The sequence below is a fragment of the Limnobacter sp. UBA7229 genome (assembly GCF_002473065.1).
GTDB lineage: Bacteria > Pseudomonadota > Gammaproteobacteria > Burkholderiales > Burkholderiaceae_B > Limnobacter > Limnobacter profundi.
The window spans coordinates 421,163-435,897 of record NZ_DKTN01000022.1 but is presented as its reverse complement, the minus strand read 5'-3'; the positions used below and the strand labels follow the sequence as shown (position 1 = coordinate 435,897).

General features: G+C 50.9%; 16 protein-coding genes. 12 read left to right on the top strand and 4 right to left on the bottom strand.

Annotated features, from left to right (window positions below; all coding sequences use genetic code 11):
• The first annotated feature begins 48 nt into the window (after positions 1–48).
• On the top strand, positions 49–252 hold the full coding sequence (locus B4C79_RS13805) for a YjfB family protein (RefSeq protein ID WP_171098443.1): 204 nt from the start codon (positions 49–51) through the stop codon (positions 250–252).
• Positions 253–276: 24 nt separating this feature from the next.
• Here the strand turns inward: B4C79_RS13805 and B4C79_RS13800 are convergent, their stop codons facing one another.
• Positions 277–882, bottom strand: coding sequence for a TetR/AcrR family transcriptional regulator (locus B4C79_RS13800; protein WP_171098445.1), 606 nt, complete (start codon positions 880–882; stop codon positions 277–279).
• A gap of 127 nt (positions 883–1,009) precedes the next feature.
• Between B4C79_RS13800 and B4C79_RS13795 the strand changes: the two genes are divergently transcribed.
• The 8 genes from B4C79_RS13795 to B4C79_RS13760 all read left to right on the top strand — a co-directional run bounded on the left by B4C79_RS13795 (position 1,010) and on the right by B4C79_RS13760 (position 9,111).
• Positions 1,010–2,152, top strand: coding sequence for an acyl-CoA dehydrogenase family protein (locus B4C79_RS13795; protein WP_291740825.1), 1,143 nt, complete (start codon positions 1,010–1,012; stop codon positions 2,150–2,152).
• A gap of 314 nt (positions 2,153–2,466) precedes the next feature.
• The gene (locus tag B4C79_RS13790; protein WP_291740823.1) at positions 2,467–4,098 is read left to right on the top strand and encodes a methyl-accepting chemotaxis protein; all 1,632 of its coding nucleotides are present in this window, start codon (positions 2,467–2,469) and stop codon (positions 4,096–4,098) included.
• Between the two features lie 26 nt (positions 4,099–4,124).
• Positions 4,125–5,192 carry a methyl-accepting chemotaxis protein gene (locus tag B4C79_RS13785; protein WP_291740821.1) on the top strand — a complete coding sequence of 356 codons (1,068 nt, stop codon included), beginning with the start codon at positions 4,125–4,127 and terminating at the stop codon, positions 5,190–5,192.
• A 16-nt stretch (positions 5,193–5,208) separates the two neighbouring features.
• The gene (locus tag B4C79_RS13780) at positions 5,209–5,574 is read left to right on the top strand and encodes a response regulator (RefSeq protein WP_291740819.1); all 366 of its coding nucleotides are present in this window, start codon (positions 5,209–5,211) and stop codon (positions 5,572–5,574) included.
• Positions 5,575–5,599: 25 nt separating this feature from the next.
• Positions 5,600–5,908 (top strand): STAS domain-containing protein, encoded by a 309-nt coding sequence (locus tag B4C79_RS13775; protein WP_291740817.1) that lies wholly within the window; start codon positions 5,600–5,602, stop codon positions 5,906–5,908.
• Positions 5,898–7,877 carry a chemotaxis protein CheA gene (locus B4C79_RS13770; protein WP_291751566.1) on the top strand — a complete coding sequence of 660 codons (1,980 nt, stop codon included), beginning with the start codon at positions 5,898–5,900 and terminating at the stop codon, positions 7,875–7,877. The genes B4C79_RS13775 and B4C79_RS13770 overlap by 11 nt, the downstream gene beginning before the upstream one ends.
• Before the next feature lie 16 nt (positions 7,878–7,893).
• Complete coding sequence (locus B4C79_RS13765; protein ID WP_291739754.1) at positions 7,894–8,397, top strand: chemotaxis protein CheW; 504 nt, start codon at positions 7,894–7,896, stop codon at positions 8,395–8,397.
• 21 nt (positions 8,398–8,418) lie between these two features.
• A complete protein-coding gene (locus tag B4C79_RS13760) occupies positions 8,419–9,111 on the top strand; it encodes a TonB-dependent receptor (protein WP_291739752.1) in 693 nt (230 codons plus the stop codon).
• A gap of 5 nt (positions 9,112–9,116) precedes the next feature.
• Here B4C79_RS13760 and B4C79_RS13755 read toward each other — a convergent pair whose 3' ends face one another.
• Positions 9,117–9,926, bottom strand: coding sequence for a sulfite exporter TauE/SafE family protein (locus tag B4C79_RS13755; RefSeq protein WP_291739750.1), 810 nt, complete (start codon positions 9,924–9,926; stop codon positions 9,117–9,119).
• A 389-nt stretch (positions 9,927–10,315) separates the two neighbouring features.
• On the opposite strand from B4C79_RS13755, the gene B4C79_RS13750 reads away from it, so the two are divergent.
• Together B4C79_RS13750 and B4C79_RS13745 are read left to right on the top strand one after the other, a co-directional pair.
• The gene (locus B4C79_RS13750; protein ID WP_291739748.1) at positions 10,316–10,909 is read left to right on the top strand and encodes an isochorismatase family protein; all 594 of its coding nucleotides are present in this window, start codon (positions 10,316–10,318) and stop codon (positions 10,907–10,909) included.
• Between the two features lie 79 nt (positions 10,910–10,988).
• Positions 10,989–11,318, top strand: a complete 330-nt coding sequence (locus tag B4C79_RS13745) for an H-NS histone family protein (RefSeq protein ID WP_291739747.1) — start codon at positions 10,989–10,991, stop codon at positions 11,316–11,318.
• 58 nt (positions 11,319–11,376) lie between these two features.
• Here the strand turns inward: B4C79_RS13745 and B4C79_RS13740 are convergent, their stop codons facing one another.
• Both B4C79_RS13740 and gltX read right to left on the bottom strand, forming a co-directional pair.
• Positions 11,377–12,591, bottom strand: a complete 1,215-nt coding sequence (locus tag B4C79_RS13740; RefSeq protein WP_291751571.1) for an O-succinylhomoserine sulfhydrylase — start codon at positions 12,589–12,591, stop codon at positions 11,377–11,379.
• Positions 12,588–14,009, bottom strand: a complete 1,422-nt coding sequence (gltX, locus tag B4C79_RS13735; protein ID WP_291740299.1) for a glutamate--tRNA ligase — start codon at positions 14,007–14,009, stop codon at positions 12,588–12,590. Before gltX ends, B4C79_RS13740 begins: the two co-directional genes overlap by 4 nt.
• Before the next feature lie 77 nt (positions 14,010–14,086).
• Between gltX and B4C79_RS13730 the strand changes: the two genes are divergently transcribed.
• Positions 14,087–14,722 carry a YcbK family protein gene (locus tag B4C79_RS13730; protein WP_291751573.1) on the top strand — a complete coding sequence of 212 codons (636 nt, stop codon included), beginning with the start codon at positions 14,087–14,089 and terminating at the stop codon, positions 14,720–14,722.
• Positions 14,723–14,735 lie beyond the last annotated feature (13 nt).

The window sequence follows — 14,735 nt, the reverse complement described above, 5'->3', positions numbered from 1 at the left end:
TTTCAGCCCAGGCTGCCGTTATCAAAGTGACAGATACGGAGAAAAACAATGGATGTTTCCCCAGCCGCCATGGTGAATGCCACGGTACAGATGCAGCAAGCGCAATCGATTCAACAGGGTCAAATTGCGGTGTTCAAGAAAACCATGGACATTGCCGAGTCGTCCGTGGCGCAGCTGATCCAGTCTATTCCTCAGCCACCCGCGCTGGCCACCAGTGGTAATTTGGGTACGAAATTGAACGTGTACGCCTGAACATCAGGCGCCACGTGACTTTGGTCACGCTTTGGTGGCCAGCATCAAGAAGCTTTGTTTTGCGGCCTGCTCAAGTTGTCTGCGACTAAGGCTTGGGTCGTTGTCCTGAGCCAATTGTGAAACCAGCCCATGTATTTGAACGACGATCATGGCAGCTCTCAACTTGTATTCTGCTTTGCTGATTTTTGGCTCCAGGCCGTAAATCAGTTTGAAAATCTCTTTTCTTTCCCGGGCGTACACAGCCTCGACCAAACGCGCTGCAAAAGGCAAGCGGTTTGACAAGGCATAGATTTCTGCCAGCACACCAAAGGTTTCAGGCCGACGAATTTCAATCAGAATCAAATCAATGATCGTTTTAAACCGCTCAAGCTGGCTTTTGTCGCTCATCGCATTCATCACTTGCGCAACCGCAGCCTGGTAGTTGTCCATCACATAGATCAGCAAGGCCTCAACCAGCGCTTCCTTGTTGGTGTAGTAGTGCTGCACGGTGCTTAGCGAAATACCCAATTGGGTAGCCACGCCGCGCATACTTAACCCTGCATAGCCCTCGCTGGCCAGTATGGCCTGTGCGGTGCGCAGTATTTCCTGCGAGCGAATGTGACCTTTGTCGGTGGTGGCGTGTGTATTCATGTGCGTACTTTAACTCAAAAATTACCCCCAATATTGACCTCATTGTTGACAAACAGGTCACGTGACCTATAATCGATTCACTGCAACCGGTCGGTTGACCTATAACTTTGAGAGTGTGAAGAGACAAATGAGATACCCCAAGCCCAGCTGGATGAATTCCGACCTCGAACTGTATCGTTCCAACGTTCGTCGTTTTGTGGAAACCGAGATCAAGCCCAATCAGCACAAATGGGCGAAACAACAACACGTTGACCGTGAACTTTGGACCAAGGCCGGAGAAATGGGCTTGTTGTCGGCAGATATTCCCGAGGAGTACGGCGGTGCCGGCGGCGATTTCACGCACATGGCCGTGTTGTTTGAAGAATTGGCCTACAGCGGCGACCGTTCGTTCGGTGTGCATGTGCATGCAATTGCAGCCCAGTACATTTTGAATCATGGCACTGAGGAACAGAAACAATACTTCCTGCCCAAGATGGCAAGCGGCGAAATGATTGGCGCGATTGCGATGAGCGAACCAGGTGCCGGTTCAGATTTGCAGGGCATTCGCACTAGCGCGGTGAAAGAGGGCAATCACTATGTAGTGAATGGTTCCAAAATTTTCATTTCCAATGGTTATCTGGCCGACGTGATTATTCTGGTTACCAAAACCGACCCAAGCGCAGGCGCCAAAGGCACCACGTTGATGTTGCTGGAGACCAAGAAAGCTGAAGGTTTCAAAGTAGGTCGAATTCTTGAAAAACTCGGCCAGAAAGGGCAAGACACCTGCGAGTTGTTCTTTGACAATGTGCGCATTCCAGCCCAAAACGTATTGGGTGCTGAGGGAATGGGCTTCATGCAGCTAATGGTTGAGTTGCCCTACGAGCGTTTGATGCTGGGTGTGGGCGCCATGGCTGCGATTGAAATGGCCATTGAAATTACCCTGGAATACACCAAAGAGCGTAAGGCCTTTGGTAAATCCATTTTCGAGTTCCAGAATACCCGCTTCAAAATGGCTGAACTGAAATCTCAGGCGGTTGTAGCTCGGGCTTTTATTGACAACTCGATTGAAAAGCTGGTGGCGGGCAAGCTGGACGCGGCAACTGCATCGATTGCCAAATTGCATTTGAGCGAGCTGGAATGCAAGGTTATTGATGAATGTCTTCAGTTCTTCGGTGGCTATGGTTACATGATGGAGTACCCGATTGCGCAAATGTACGCGGATGCCCGCGTTCAGCGCATCTATGGTGGTTCTAGTGAAATCATGAAAGAGATTATTGCCCGATCGCTGTAAGCTTGGGACGTGCATACCAAACCCGCCAGCCGGCGGGTTTTTTTTATGGCCTTCACTCCCCCACAAGTAAGGGGGGATCCCCCTTTTTCAGACACTAATTTTCGCGATTTCCTGCCGACAATCCTTCCATGGCATTGAGCCAACCCGATTGGGTGGTTCGATTCTCTCTTGGCCAGATCACACGGTATCTATTCGGTTCCCGGATCACGCAGTTGACCAACGGTTGCCTTCCTGACGCGCAAACGACCCTTTGTTTCGGGCGATTTGCAGCGCAAACGCCATTGCAAAGAACACTTCTATTTGTGGGAACTCAAATGAAATTGACGCTCAAAAAATTACTCCTGACCGCCTTCGTGGTCACTTCCATTCTTACGGCCGCAGTTGGCGGACTTGGTTTGTACAACATGAACCAGATCAATGACGCGTCACGCGCAATTTACGATCGCGAGTTGATGGGACTTTCTTATATCAAGGACGCAGGTATTCATCGCGCGGCGGCAGCGCGTGACTGGCGAACCATTCTGATCGCCAAGGACGAAGAAGCGCGCAAAAAGGCCCGTGCAGGTCTGGAAGGACGCTTTACCAAGCTGGAGGAAGTGATTGAAAAAGCGGATCCGCTTTTTGTTTCGCCTGAGGGACGTGAACTGATTAAACAGGTTCGCGAAAAGCACAAAAACTGGTTGAGCGCTACACGCGCATTGGCCGATGCCGCCGAGAAAGAGCCCTACTTGGTTTTGCCAGCTGAGTTTATGGCCACCTGGAAAGTTCAAGGTCAACATGCCAAGGAAACAGATGAGCTCTTTGACCAATTGACCGCCAACAAGGAAGAAAACGCCTTGAAGACCGTTGGATTCATTGAAAGCCTGTATGAATCATCCAAATGGACATTGACTGTGTTCGTGCTGTTTGCATTTGCAGCAGGAATTTCGCTGGGCTTCCTGATCACTCGCAATGTGATGCGACAGATTGGCGGAGAACCCTCCTATGCAGGTGATTTGGTCAAGCGAATTGCCGAGGGCGACATGACTGTCGATATTCAACTGGCCAAAGGTGACACCACCAGTTTGTTGTACGACATGAAAAAAATGACTGAGCGTTTGGCTGGTGTGGTTACCGAAGTCCGTGCAAGCTGCGACAGCCTGGCCACGGCCAGCGAGCAGGTCAGTGCAACCTCTGGAAACCTGTCCAATGCAACAAGTGAGCAGGCGGCCAGTGTGGAAGAAACTACAGCATCAATTGAACAGATCAGTTCATCGATTACCCAGAACTCCGACAACTCACGTGTCACATCCGACATTTCTACCAAGGCTGCTCGCGATGCAGAAGAGGGTGGCAAAGCCGTAGCAAGCACCGTGGAAGCCATGCGCAGCATCGCCGACAAGGTCATGATTATCGATGACATCGCTTATCAAACTAACTTGTTGGCCTTGAACGCCGCCATTGAAGCCGCCCGTGCAGGTGAGCACGGCAAGGGCTTTGCCGTAGTCGCCACTGAGGTACGCAAACTGGCTGAACGCAGTCAGGAAGCAGCGCAGGAAATTGGCAAGTTGGCCGAGTCGAGTGTGAATGTGGCCGAGAAGGCCGGCACCTTGTTGAATAAAATTGTACCGGACATCAAGCGTACCAGCGATTTGGTTCAGGAAATTACCGCGGCCAGCGACGAGCAAAAATCAGCGGGCCAGCAGATTAGCCTGTCAATGACCCAGCTGAGCCAGATTACTCAGCAGAACGCCAGTGCGAGCGAAGAATTGGCGGCCACGGCAGAGGAAATGAATGACCATGCAGCCCAATTGCAAAACCTGGTTGCATTTTTCAAAACCAGCAGTCAGCAAATGAACCGAATGAGCAAACCGGGCCATGGCAAAACGAGGCACGGTGGATCTTCGGTGCGGCCGAACACCAGCAACGCCGTAGCAAAAACCGATGACGAATTTGGTGAATTCTAATCCACGTTCACACATTGGAGTCGGTTATGAAATTCATGAAAAATTGGTTTGCAAACCTGGGTCAATCGAGTGATGCACAGCGCACAGAGGAAAAGCTCGCCGCCGTTGTTGAGGCGCATTCCAAAGCAGAGGTCTTGATTGAATCGAGTCACCTGAACCTGAAGGATCTGGCCGAGCGTTGGGCACCCACTTTGTGTTCGCAGTTGAATACAGCGAATGGGCAAATGGAACAGGGTGTGGTGAAACTGACTTCCGCTTTTTCATCCATTCACGAGCACCTGAACGAAACCATGAGCCTGGCTACAGAGGCCGCTGGCATTATTGGTCAGGCGGGTGGGGTAGATCAAAGCTTGATTAATCAGTCCCAGTCGAGCCTGGAGGTCATGCAGCAAAAGATTCGCCAGGCCTTCTTCGAAAAATCGCAGTTGATGGAAGAGGTAAAAGGGTTTATCGCCTCGACCGAGGAGCTTAGCAAAATGGCTTCTGCGGTGGAGGACTTGGCCGCAAAAACCAATTTGCTGGCCCTGAATGCCGCCATTGAAGCTGCGCGCGCCGGTGAAGAGGGGCGAGGCTTTTCAGTGGTGGCCGATGAGGTGAGAAAGCTTTCAAATCAGTCGGCGCAAACCGGGCAACAAATTCGCACCCGCATTCAGCAAATCGCAATTGCCGCGAGAAAAGCCAGTGAAGGTGCCATTCGCATGGAGACCTCGGATCAGGCCTTGCTTTCTGATTCAGACCACACCTTCAAACAGGTGATTCAGCAATTCGAGGCGGTAACTCGCCCCTTGCAAAGTGCAAGCGAAGGCATTGTCAAAAACACTGGCTATGTCAGCAACGAACTTAGTGCAGCCATTGTTCATTTTCAGTTTCAAGACCGCGTCAGTCAGATTATTGGCCATGTGGATCACAGCCTGAAACAGTTTGGCGAGCAATGCACAACCGGGCTTGAGGCAATCTCGGTTGGCGATTTGATGCACACGCTTGAAAGTGGCTACACCATGGCCGAAGAGCGCCAGAACCACGGCAGCGGCGCTGCGAGCAACAAACCCACACAGTCCGGAAAAACAGGCAGCGATGAGCTGACCTTTTTCTGAATCAGGAGAATTGAACATGAGTAAAACAGTATTGGTAGTTGATGATTCCACCTCCTTGCGACAAGTGGTGGGCATGACCTTGAAGTCTCAGGGATTTGAAGTAATTGAAGGTTGTGATGGCAAAGATGCCTTGACCAAGCTGGACGGGCGCAAAGTGCATTTGATTGTGAGCGACTTGAACATGCCAAACATGGATGGTTTGAGTTTTGTGCGGGAAGTGAAAAAGCTGCCCGACTACAAGTTCGTGCCCATCATCATGCTGACCACTGAAACCGACGATACGCTGAAAGCGCAAGGGCAGGCCGCAGGTTTGAAAGCATGGATGGTGAAACCATTCAAACCCGAGCAAATGCTGGCCGCTGTCAACAAGCTGGTGGCTTAACAGCCGCGCCACAGGAGGGCGAACCATGGAACAAACTATCACCGGGCAAGCACAGGTGTTGCACTTCAACACTTTGACGATTGCACAGGCCAGCAACAACCTGAACCAAATTTCTGTTGCACTTGAAGTGACTGACACTTTGTTGCTGGATCTTTCTGCCTGCGAAGACGTGGACACAGCGGGTCTTCAACTGCTTGCAGCAATTCGACTCGATCCGATGTTTCAAAACAGGGTGAACTGGACAGGTTGTACGGCTGAGTTTCTGGCCAAGGCCGAGCGTCTCGGTTTGAGTGATTTGTTGGCACCTGGCAAGCGAGGTTCTGATGAGCACTGAGATTGATCTGGATTCCATCAAGAGTGTATTTTTCACGGAGGCTTACCAGTTGTTGGCCGATGTTGAAAACCTGATTCTTCAGTTGGAAAAAAGCCCTGAAGACCTGGAGTTGCTCAATGCTGCATTTCGTGCAATACACACTATCAAAGGCAGTGCAGGTGTATTCGGTTTCGCAAACATCACTCACTTTGTTCACGATCTTGAAACCGTGCTGGACCGCGTACGCAATCAGGAGCTTCAATTTGATTCCGCACTGGGTAATTTGGTGCTGGCCTGTTGTGATCAGGTTCATACCTTGGTTGAAAGTTTGGAAAGTGGTGTGAATGCAATCGATCTGGATGAGGCAAGCGTCGCTGAGCAAACAAAGCTGACTGCGCAATTGAAGGCATATTTGCTGCATGAGCAGGAAAGCCTGGAGTCAGAAAGTTCAGGCGAGTGGCTAATTCAGGTTGAGCTTGGCCTGGATACATTCCGCGATGGTTTTGATCCCTATTCGATTTTTAGCTACCTTTCAAAATCAGGGCAGTTCAAGTCCATGGAACCTCAGTTCCAGCGTATTCCTAAACTCGGTGAGTTTGATCCGGAATCATGTTTTCTGGGTTTCAAGGCACTCTATGAAACTGCGCAATCGCAAGCCGAGATTCTAGACGCTTTTGAGTTTTTGCCAGAAGAGTGCAAGGTGGCGGTGACTTCTGCTGCCTTGGCTCATCCCGTGACTGAAGTGAAAGGTAGCGCATCATCGAGCTCACCGGGCAGTGTTGTTAAAGAGCCAGCACGCAAGGCGAAAACTGCAACCTCGACCATTCGGGTGCAGTCAGACAAACTGGATGCACTCATTAATCTGGTGGGTGAATTGGTGATCGCCAACGCCGGAACAGTTGAGCAAGCCAGAAAATCACAAAACTTTGCCTTGCTGGAAGCCACCTGCGCTGTTGGCGCCCTGATCGAAGAAATTCGCGATGGTGCCTTGGGTTTGCGCATGGTTGAAATTGGCGAGTGTTTTCAACGATTCCAGCGTGTGGTGCGTGATACCGCGCAAGCCTTGGGTAAAGAGGTTGACCTGATTATTCAGGGTGAGGAAACCGAGCTGGATAAATCAGTGGTTGAAAAAATTAGCGACCCATTGATGCACCTGGTTCGAAACGCCATGGACCATGGGCTTGAAACGCCTGATGAACGTTTGAAAGCGGGCAAAAAAGACAAAGCCAGGCTGACCCTGAATGCCTACCATGATGGTGGTCATATCGTGATTGAAGTTGGTGACAATGGCCGGGGTCTGGTACACGAAAAAATTCGCGCCAAGGCAATCGAGAAAGGCATTGTGTCGGCCACGCAGACGCTGAGTGAATCGGACATCAATATGTTGATTTTCGCCCCGGGCTTTTCAACTGCTGCAGCGGTCACCGACATTTCTGGCCGTGGTGTTGGCATGGATGTGGTCAAGCGGAATATTGAGGCTCTTCGCGGCACGGTGAATGTACGCTCCAAAGAGGGGGCAGGTACTACTTTTGAAATTCGTCTTCCGTTGACACTCGCAATTATTGATGGTTTTCAAATTGCGGTTGGCAATAGTGTTTACGTTATTCCTTTGGCCTATGTACGCGAATGCGTGGAACTGACTGGCTCAGGCAGCAACAGCGATGCTGTGGATTTGAGTTACGACCTTCGTGGGGAATACTTGCCCTGCATTCGCTTGCGAAAGGTATTTGGCGAAACAAGCGACAAGCCCAAGCGCGAAAACATCATTGTAGTAAGCCATGGCGGCATGAAAGTGGGCATTGTGGCTGACCGTTTGTTGGGTGAATCACAAACTGTAATCAAGCCCTTGGGCGGTTTGTTCGAAGGCAACCCCGCTGTGAGCGGTGGCACCATCATGGGCAACGGCGAGGTGGCATTGATTGTGGACATTCCAAAGCTGGTGGGTGAGGTGGGGCAGTCCATCACGCGCGGCTTTATGGCCAAACACTGAATTTAAAGGATGAGCAATGAACGCAGAAATCAATCAGTACCTAACTTTTCAGGTGAACCAACAGAAACTGGGCGTGGAAATTTTGCGCGTCAAGGAAATTATTGAACACGGCACTATCACCTTGGTACCCATGATGCAGGCATGCATCAGCGGTGTGATCAATTTGCGTGGTGCTGTGGTCCCGGTGATCGATTTGTCCTCGAGATTCGGGCAAGGGAAAACCTCGGTCAATCGCCGCACCTGTATAGTGATTCTCGAATCAAACGTGCAAGACGAATCACAAGTGATCGGTTTTATGGTGGATGCAGTCAACGCCGTGGTTGATGTGTCGAGCGACTCCGTGAATCCTCCACCGCAGTTCGGTGCAGGTGTGAATACCGATTTTCTGAAAGGTGTTGGTCGAGTGGGTGAAGAGTTTGTGCTACTTTTGAATGTGGAACGCCTGATGGACTTTAATATTGATCAGGATGCGTTAACGCAGGCCTCTGCTGGCATGGAAGAAGTGACCGCCGGTGCCTGAACCTAATTCGGAAACCTGTGGATGAAACGAGTTGCAACTTGTGCTTTGTTGATGCTTGCCAATATTCAATTGGCGCAAGCTGGTCGCCCCATTGAAACTGACGATGCGTCGGTAACCGCCCTTCGAACCTGCCAGCTTGATTTTTGGACAGAAACATCGTTGGAGGTTCGACAGGACAATTTCAATGGGGGCTGTAATTTTTTGGGCAATGGTGAGTTCAGCCTCGGGCTAGGCGCTGTGCACGGCAACAAGGAAGATCAAACCCTGAGTTCCCTCGGTTACAAACACATTTTTAAACACTTCACTCACAGCACTGCGGGTTATGGTCTGGCGGCCAGCAGAGAGTGGGGACGCCTGAAGTCCACCGATGAGTCTTCTCAAGAAACATTGCTGACCACAATTGCCTCTGTGCCTTTGAAGGGCGAGGATTTGCTGCTTCACTTGAATCTTGGCTACTTGCAATACAGTGACCAAATTCAAAGCGACAACAGCGTGTTCAAGGCAGCAGCACTGGATTACTCGTTTACTGAGCGAATCGGGTTTTCTGTCGAAACATTCTCAGGTGTTGAGGACAGCTTGAGCTGGCGCGTCGGCGCTCGCTACACCTTGATACCCGACTTTTTGCAAATCGACGCCAGTTATGGCAGTGACTACGGCACTTTCCAGGGTGCAAGAGCATTTACCGTGGGTTTTGGTATCACGCCCGGTTTTTGATATGTTCAAGTATTTTTGATCACCATCAAAATTGCGACCACAACGCACATTGCACCAAATGCTTTTTTCAGCTGGGCACTTGGCATTTTGTTTGAAATCAACCGGCCGCCCAACATGCCGCATAGCGCGGCGGCGGCAAAGGTAATGCCTATTTGGTAGTTGAATGCGCCGGCGCTTGCGCTGTTCAGTACACCGAATGTCGACACAATTGCGATTACTGCCAATGAAGTCACTGTGACCGATTGAACACTTAAATTGGTGAAGCGCTGCAGCGCAGGCACCAAGACAAAGCCGCCGCCTACGCCCAGTAGGCCTGACAAAAAGCCGGCCACTGCACCCGAGAAAACCAGTGCGCGCGCGCAGGGCCAAGTCCAGATGAAGCGCCCGGTTTCCGGGCTGCGAATACAGGGGCATTTGCTTCTTTCGGAATCAGGCGGTGCGTCAATTACATTCATTTCAGAATTGGCGGCACCCCGAAACGCATTAAATGCAACCCACAGCAGCACTACCGCGAAGGCCAGCCCCAATGCCTGTGTGTCGACTTGTTGGGCCACCCAAAAACCCGCAGGCGAGAGAAGCAGGCCCACAAAACCCATCAGGGCCGCTGCTTTGTAGCGAACCTCACCCGCACGTAAACCCAGCGCTGCACCCAGCGTGGCGGCAAGGCCCACGGCCAGCAGGCCAATCGGTGATACTTCTTGCACAGGCAGGCCCGTGGTAAAAACCAGCAAAGGCACGGCCAGTACACCACCGCCCGCGCCAGTCAGCGCCATAACCAATCCCACCAACAGCCCCAAGGCCAGGGTGCCGATCATAAAAATGCCTTTTTCAAGAATTCTCCCGAATTGTTCTGAAAGTAAATCATATTGCCTTATTGGGCTTATTCGCCGCATTGTGAGCCGCAAAAGCATAAAGGAAAAGTGATTCTGCTCGCTTGAAGATACCTTGATCGACCAGGGGCTTGATTATCAAAATCATGGGCAATTTGAATTTGCCTTATCCCAAATTTATTGATTATGCGGTGCCAGGCAATCGTCCATGTGGGGTTTGTCCCAGCCATTTGCCTGAAGAGCTTGAAAAATATTGTCAACAGATTACAGAAAGTAAACAGGGTTGATTCAATGATTGAGTTGTTCCGTGCCTGGTGTATTTGATGTGAATTACCTTGTATGCTCTTGCTTTGTACTCTGATTTTTCACATCGAATGTTATTGAACCACGAATCCAGTCAACTTGTTCTAATCGATTATCAAGAAAAACTGATGCCGGCCATTCACCAGGCCGATGATGTTTATAAAAATGCCTTGATATTGGCTACCTTGGCCAAAAAGCTGCGTGTACCAGTTTTTGGTACCGAGCACATGCCCGACAAAATTGGCCCTTTTGTACCCGCTCTGGGTGCCCTTTGCAAAGCCACCATGCGTAAAACCCACTTCAGCGCTTGCCCTGAGGGTTTGATTGATTTGTTGACCAGCAAAGCACCAGCTGGCAACGCACGCAGCTTGCCCAAACATTTGCAAAAGAACAACCAGGAATCAGAGCGACCCAGTATTGTGATTGCGGGGGTTGAGGCACATGTGTGTTTGCTTCAAACAGCGCTCGATTTACTGAACGAAGAAATGGAAGTGTGGGTAGTCACCGATGCTTGCGGCTCGAGAACCGATCGAAATCGTGATGCAGCCTTTGATCGTTTGGCTGGTAATGGCGCAGAATTGGTGACCACCGAAATGGTGGTATTTGAATGGTTGGAAAGTGCAGAAAACGAGCACTTTAAGTTTGCACTTGACCTTATTAAGTAATCAATTTAATTTCGCATTTGTGATTAATAATAATCTTAATTACAATTGGGCTTGTTAATAATTTTTTTAAAAAGTAAAAATGAAAAAACTAAACCTATCTGCTTTAAGTGCTTCTGAACTTCAACAATTGAAATCAGACATTGAAAAAGAATTGAATGACCGCAGTTCAAAATTGCAAGCCATTGAAGAAGTCAAGAAGCTGGCTGCTTCAAAAGGTTTGAAACTTGAGGAGTTGTTTGCCGAACTGGGTGGCGTAAAGCCCAAAGGCAAGCGTGAATTGGGCCCGGCGCCTGTGCGCTTCCGTCACCCCCAAGATTCTTCACTCACTTGGTCTGGCCGCGGCAAGCGCCCGAACTGGATGAAGGAAGCCATGGCGAAGGGTATGACTGAAGACCAAATGCGTGTCTGAAATAGTTTTGAATGATAAAAAAGCCGCTGGCGCTTACCAGCGGTTTTTTTTGATCACCTCACTGGCCCAAGCCGCGTACCAGGTCTTTTTTCAAGTCAGCCACATCCTCCAGGCCAATCGCCAGGCGAATCAACCCTTGCTTGATGCCGGCAGCCTCCCGTGCTTCAGCACTGAGGCGCCCATGTGTTGTCGTGCCGGGGTGGGTAATCGTGGTTCGGGTGTCGCCCAGGTTTGCGGTAATTGACATCAGCTGGCTGCTGTCAATCACATGCCAGGCTTTGGTGCGAGCGTCGTCTTCGTTGGCGGCTTTCACCTCAAACGACACAATTGCACCGCCAGTTTTCTGCTGCTTCATGGCCAGCGCATGCTGTGGGTGGCTTTCCAGGCCGGGGTAGTACACCTTGTTCACGGCAGGGTGTGCTTCCAGCCAGGCGGCAATGTCGAGAGCCGCCGCCGACTGCGCCAGCATGCGAATATTCAGTGTTTCAAGGCCTTTGAACAGCACCCAGGCGTTGAATGCAGACAGCGTGGGGCCTGCTGTGCGTAGCACGGGCAGAATTTTTTCCTTCAGCAACTCTTTCGGGCCGCAAATGGCACCCCCCAACACACGGCCCTGGCCATCCAGGTATTTGGTGGCGGAGTGAATGATGATTTCCGTGCCAAAGTCGACCGGCTTTTGCAGGGCGGGTGTGCAAAAGCAATTGTCCACCACGTTGTAAATGCCGTGTTTTTTGGCCAGGTCGCTTAACGCCCTCATGTCCAGAATTTCAGTCAGCGGGTTCGATGGCGTTTCGCTGTAAAACAGCTTGGTGTTCGGCTTGATGGCCTTTTCCCAGGCTTCCATGCTGGTGCCGTCTACGAATGTGGTTTCAATCCCGAAGCGGGAAAGGATATTCACAAACAACTGCACGGTTGCACCAAACAAAGCCTTGGAAGCAACAATATGATCACCCGCATTCAACAAGCCCATGCAGGCTGTGGTAATGGCGGCCATGCCGCTGGACGTGGCCAGGCAGTATTCCGTGTCTTCAAGCACCGCCAAGCGCTGTTCAAACATTTGCACGCTGGGGTTGGTGAAACGCGCGTACACATTGCCTTCTTCAGTACCCGCAAAGCGGGCTGCGGCTTGTGCTGCATTGTCGAATACAAAGCTGGACGTTAAAAACATCGCCTCGGAATGTTCGCCAAACTCAGTGCGGTGGGTGCCTGCCCGAATGGCCTGCGTGGCGGTGGCCCAGTCGGCCGGGTTTGCCTTGGGTTTGTTGTTGCTCATGATTGCAGTCCTTGCGCAATTCGAGTTTGTACAGTGTGCTTGCCCAACAAATTCATGACTTTGTCAATTGAAGGCGTTTGCGTAATACCAGTCAACATCAAGCGCAGCGGCATTGCAAGCTTAGGCATTTTCAGGCCATGGTTTTTAATCGTGGTTTTCACCAAACCGTTCAGTGCTTCCACATTCCAGTCCACGGTGTTTAAGCCTTCGTTGAATTCGACCAGTGCCGCGCGCACCCCTGCTTCTTCCAGCATGGGTTTCAATTCCTCGATATTTACATTGGGCACGTTGTAGAACAGTGCTGCTTCATCGCGCAATTGCACCAAGGTGGAAGCGCGCTCCAGCACCACATCCAGCACATCGACCAGTTTAGGGCCTTCAGCTGTATTCACACTGTCTTTCTCAAGGCGGGTTTGCAAATCCGACAGCAGCAGTTCTTTCGGGGCCTGTTTCATGTAGTGAGCATTCACCCACTTTAGCTTTTCCGGGTCAAATTGGGCGGCTGATTTTGACAGGTTGGTCGAATCAAACCACTCGACCAATTGCTCACGGCTGAACAGTTCATCGTCACCATGGCTCCAACCCAAACGGGCCAGATAATTGATCATGGCATCGGGCAAAAATCCTTCCTCGTGATACTGCACCACACTCACCGCACCGTGGCGTTTGGACAGTTTTTCACCATCTGGCCCCAAAATCATCGGAATGTGGCCGTACACCGGCTGCTCGCCGCCCAGCGCCTTCAAAATATTGATTTGGCGCGGGGTGTTGTTGATGTGGTCATCGCCGCGAATCACGTGGGTAATTTTCATTTCCCAGTCGTCAACTACCACGCAAAAGTTGTATGTGGGCGTGCCATCCTGACGGGCGATAATCAGGTCGTCCATTTCTTCGTTGTTGATTGAAATGGGGCCTTTCACCAAGTCGTCCCAGCTTACCGCGCCGGTCAAGGGGTTCTTGAAACGCACAACCGGTTTCACATCGGCTGGCGGGGCAGGCAACTCCTTGCCGGGCTCCGGGCGCCATGTGCCGTCATAACGAATGCGTTGTCCATTTTCCCGTTGCTTTTCACGCATTTGATTCAGTTCTTCTTGCGTACAGTAACAAAGGTAGGCATCGCCTTTTTCAAGCAGTTTGTCGATCATGGCCCGATATCGGTCCATGCGTTGCATTTGAAAAAACGGGCCTTTGTCGTAATCCAGATTCAACCAGGCCATGCCATCCATAATGGCCTGAACGGCTTCGGGCGTGGATCGTTCAACATCGGTGTCTTCCACACGAAGAATGAACTGCCCCTTGTGATGGCGGGCAAAAGCCCAGCTGTACAAGGCGGTTCTGGCGCCACCCAAATGCAAATAGCCTGTTGGGCTAGGGGCAAAACGGGTGCGAACTGTTTGATTTTGGCGATCTGTTGACATGGATTAGTGACTTTTTTTCAAAGAACTCATATTATAAGTTCAAGTAAATTCTTAGGTTGCGGCAATAGGTTATGGCAATGCACAATTTCGACCGGCGTTCATTCATCAAAGCAGTAAGTACTTTGGCTGTTATTGGCTCGGTAGAACCCTTCTTGAACCGGGGTGTATTGGCTGCAGGATCCGATCTGGTCCCACCCCCTGATCTGTTCGATCCGGGCTTGGTTGACCTGACATTCTGGCTGCAACCGCGCACCCTTGAAATGGTACGCCCACAATCGGGCGAACGCTTGAACATTACCTACTGGAAAGACGGACATCTTAACCCAATCGCCTATGAGCAGATTTGTGGTTTGCTTCGAGATGTGCAAGCAAATCAAGTTTTCCGCATGGACACGCAAATTATCGACACGCTGTGGGCCGCGCAGGCTTTTGTGCGTCGCTACGGCTTTGTGGCGCCAGTTGAAATTACCTCCGGTTATCGCAGCCCCAAAACAAACGCCCGTCTAATCGAGAAAGGTCTGCCTGCAGCCCGCAATTCCCTGCACCTGAAAGGCCAAGCTGTTGATTTCCGTTTGCCCGGCCTGCATCCCAGGGTGCTGGGCGAATTGGTAGAGGGTTTCCGCGCCGGTGGCGTGGGCTTCTACTTCCGTGTGGGCGCAAAAGGTGGCTGGATTCACGCTGACACTGGTCCGGAGCGTGTTTGGCGTGGTTAAATAAAGCCATCTA

What these genes read in the sequence shown, in the direction of transcription:
- B4C79_RS13805 (WP_171098443.1), top strand. Translation starts at nt 49, where the DNA reads ATGGATGTTTCCCCAGCCGCCATGGTGAATGCCACGGTACAGATGCAG.
- B4C79_RS13800 (WP_171098445.1), bottom strand. Translation starts at nt 882, where the DNA reads ATGAATACACACGCCACCACCGACAAAGGTCACATTCGCTCGCAGGAA.
- B4C79_RS13795 (WP_291740825.1), top strand. Translation starts at nt 1,010, where the DNA reads ATGAGATACCCCAAGCCCAGCTGGATGAATTCCGACCTCGAACTGTAT.
- B4C79_RS13790 (WP_291740823.1), top strand. Translation starts at nt 2,467, where the DNA reads ATGAAATTGACGCTCAAAAAATTACTCCTGACCGCCTTCGTGGTCACT.
- B4C79_RS13785 (WP_291740821.1), top strand. Translation starts at nt 4,125, where the DNA reads ATGAAATTCATGAAAAATTGGTTTGCAAACCTGGGTCAATCGAGTGAT.
- B4C79_RS13780 (WP_291740819.1), top strand. Translation starts at nt 5,209, where the DNA reads ATGAGTAAAACAGTATTGGTAGTTGATGATTCCACCTCCTTGCGACAA.
- B4C79_RS13775 (WP_291740817.1), top strand. Translation starts at nt 5,600, where the DNA reads ATGGAACAAACTATCACCGGGCAAGCACAGGTGTTGCACTTCAACACT.
- B4C79_RS13770 (WP_291751566.1), top strand. Translation starts at nt 5,898, where the DNA reads ATGAGCACTGAGATTGATCTGGATTCCATCAAGAGTGTATTTTTCACG.
- B4C79_RS13765 (WP_291739754.1), top strand. Translation starts at nt 7,894, where the DNA reads ATGAACGCAGAAATCAATCAGTACCTAACTTTTCAGGTGAACCAACAG.
- B4C79_RS13760 (WP_291739752.1), top strand. Translation starts at nt 8,419, where the DNA reads ATGAAACGAGTTGCAACTTGTGCTTTGTTGATGCTTGCCAATATTCAA.
- B4C79_RS13755 (WP_291739750.1), bottom strand. Translation starts at nt 9,926, where the DNA reads ATGATCGGCACCCTGGCCTTGGGGCTGTTGGTGGGATTGGTTATGGCG.
- B4C79_RS13750 (WP_291739748.1), top strand. Translation starts at nt 10,316, where the DNA reads ATGTTATTGAACCACGAATCCAGTCAACTTGTTCTAATCGATTATCAA.
- B4C79_RS13745 (WP_291739747.1), top strand. Translation starts at nt 10,989, where the DNA reads ATGAAAAAACTAAACCTATCTGCTTTAAGTGCTTCTGAACTTCAACAA.
- B4C79_RS13740 (WP_291751571.1), bottom strand. Translation starts at nt 12,591, where the DNA reads ATGAGCAACAACAAACCCAAGGCAAACCCGGCCGACTGGGCCACCGCC.
- gltX (WP_291740299.1), bottom strand. Translation starts at nt 14,009, where the DNA reads ATGTCAACAGATCGCCAAAATCAAACAGTTCGCACCCGTTTTGCCCCT.
- B4C79_RS13730 (WP_291751573.1), top strand. Translation starts at nt 14,087, where the DNA reads ATGCACAATTTCGACCGGCGTTCATTCATCAAAGCAGTAAGTACTTTG.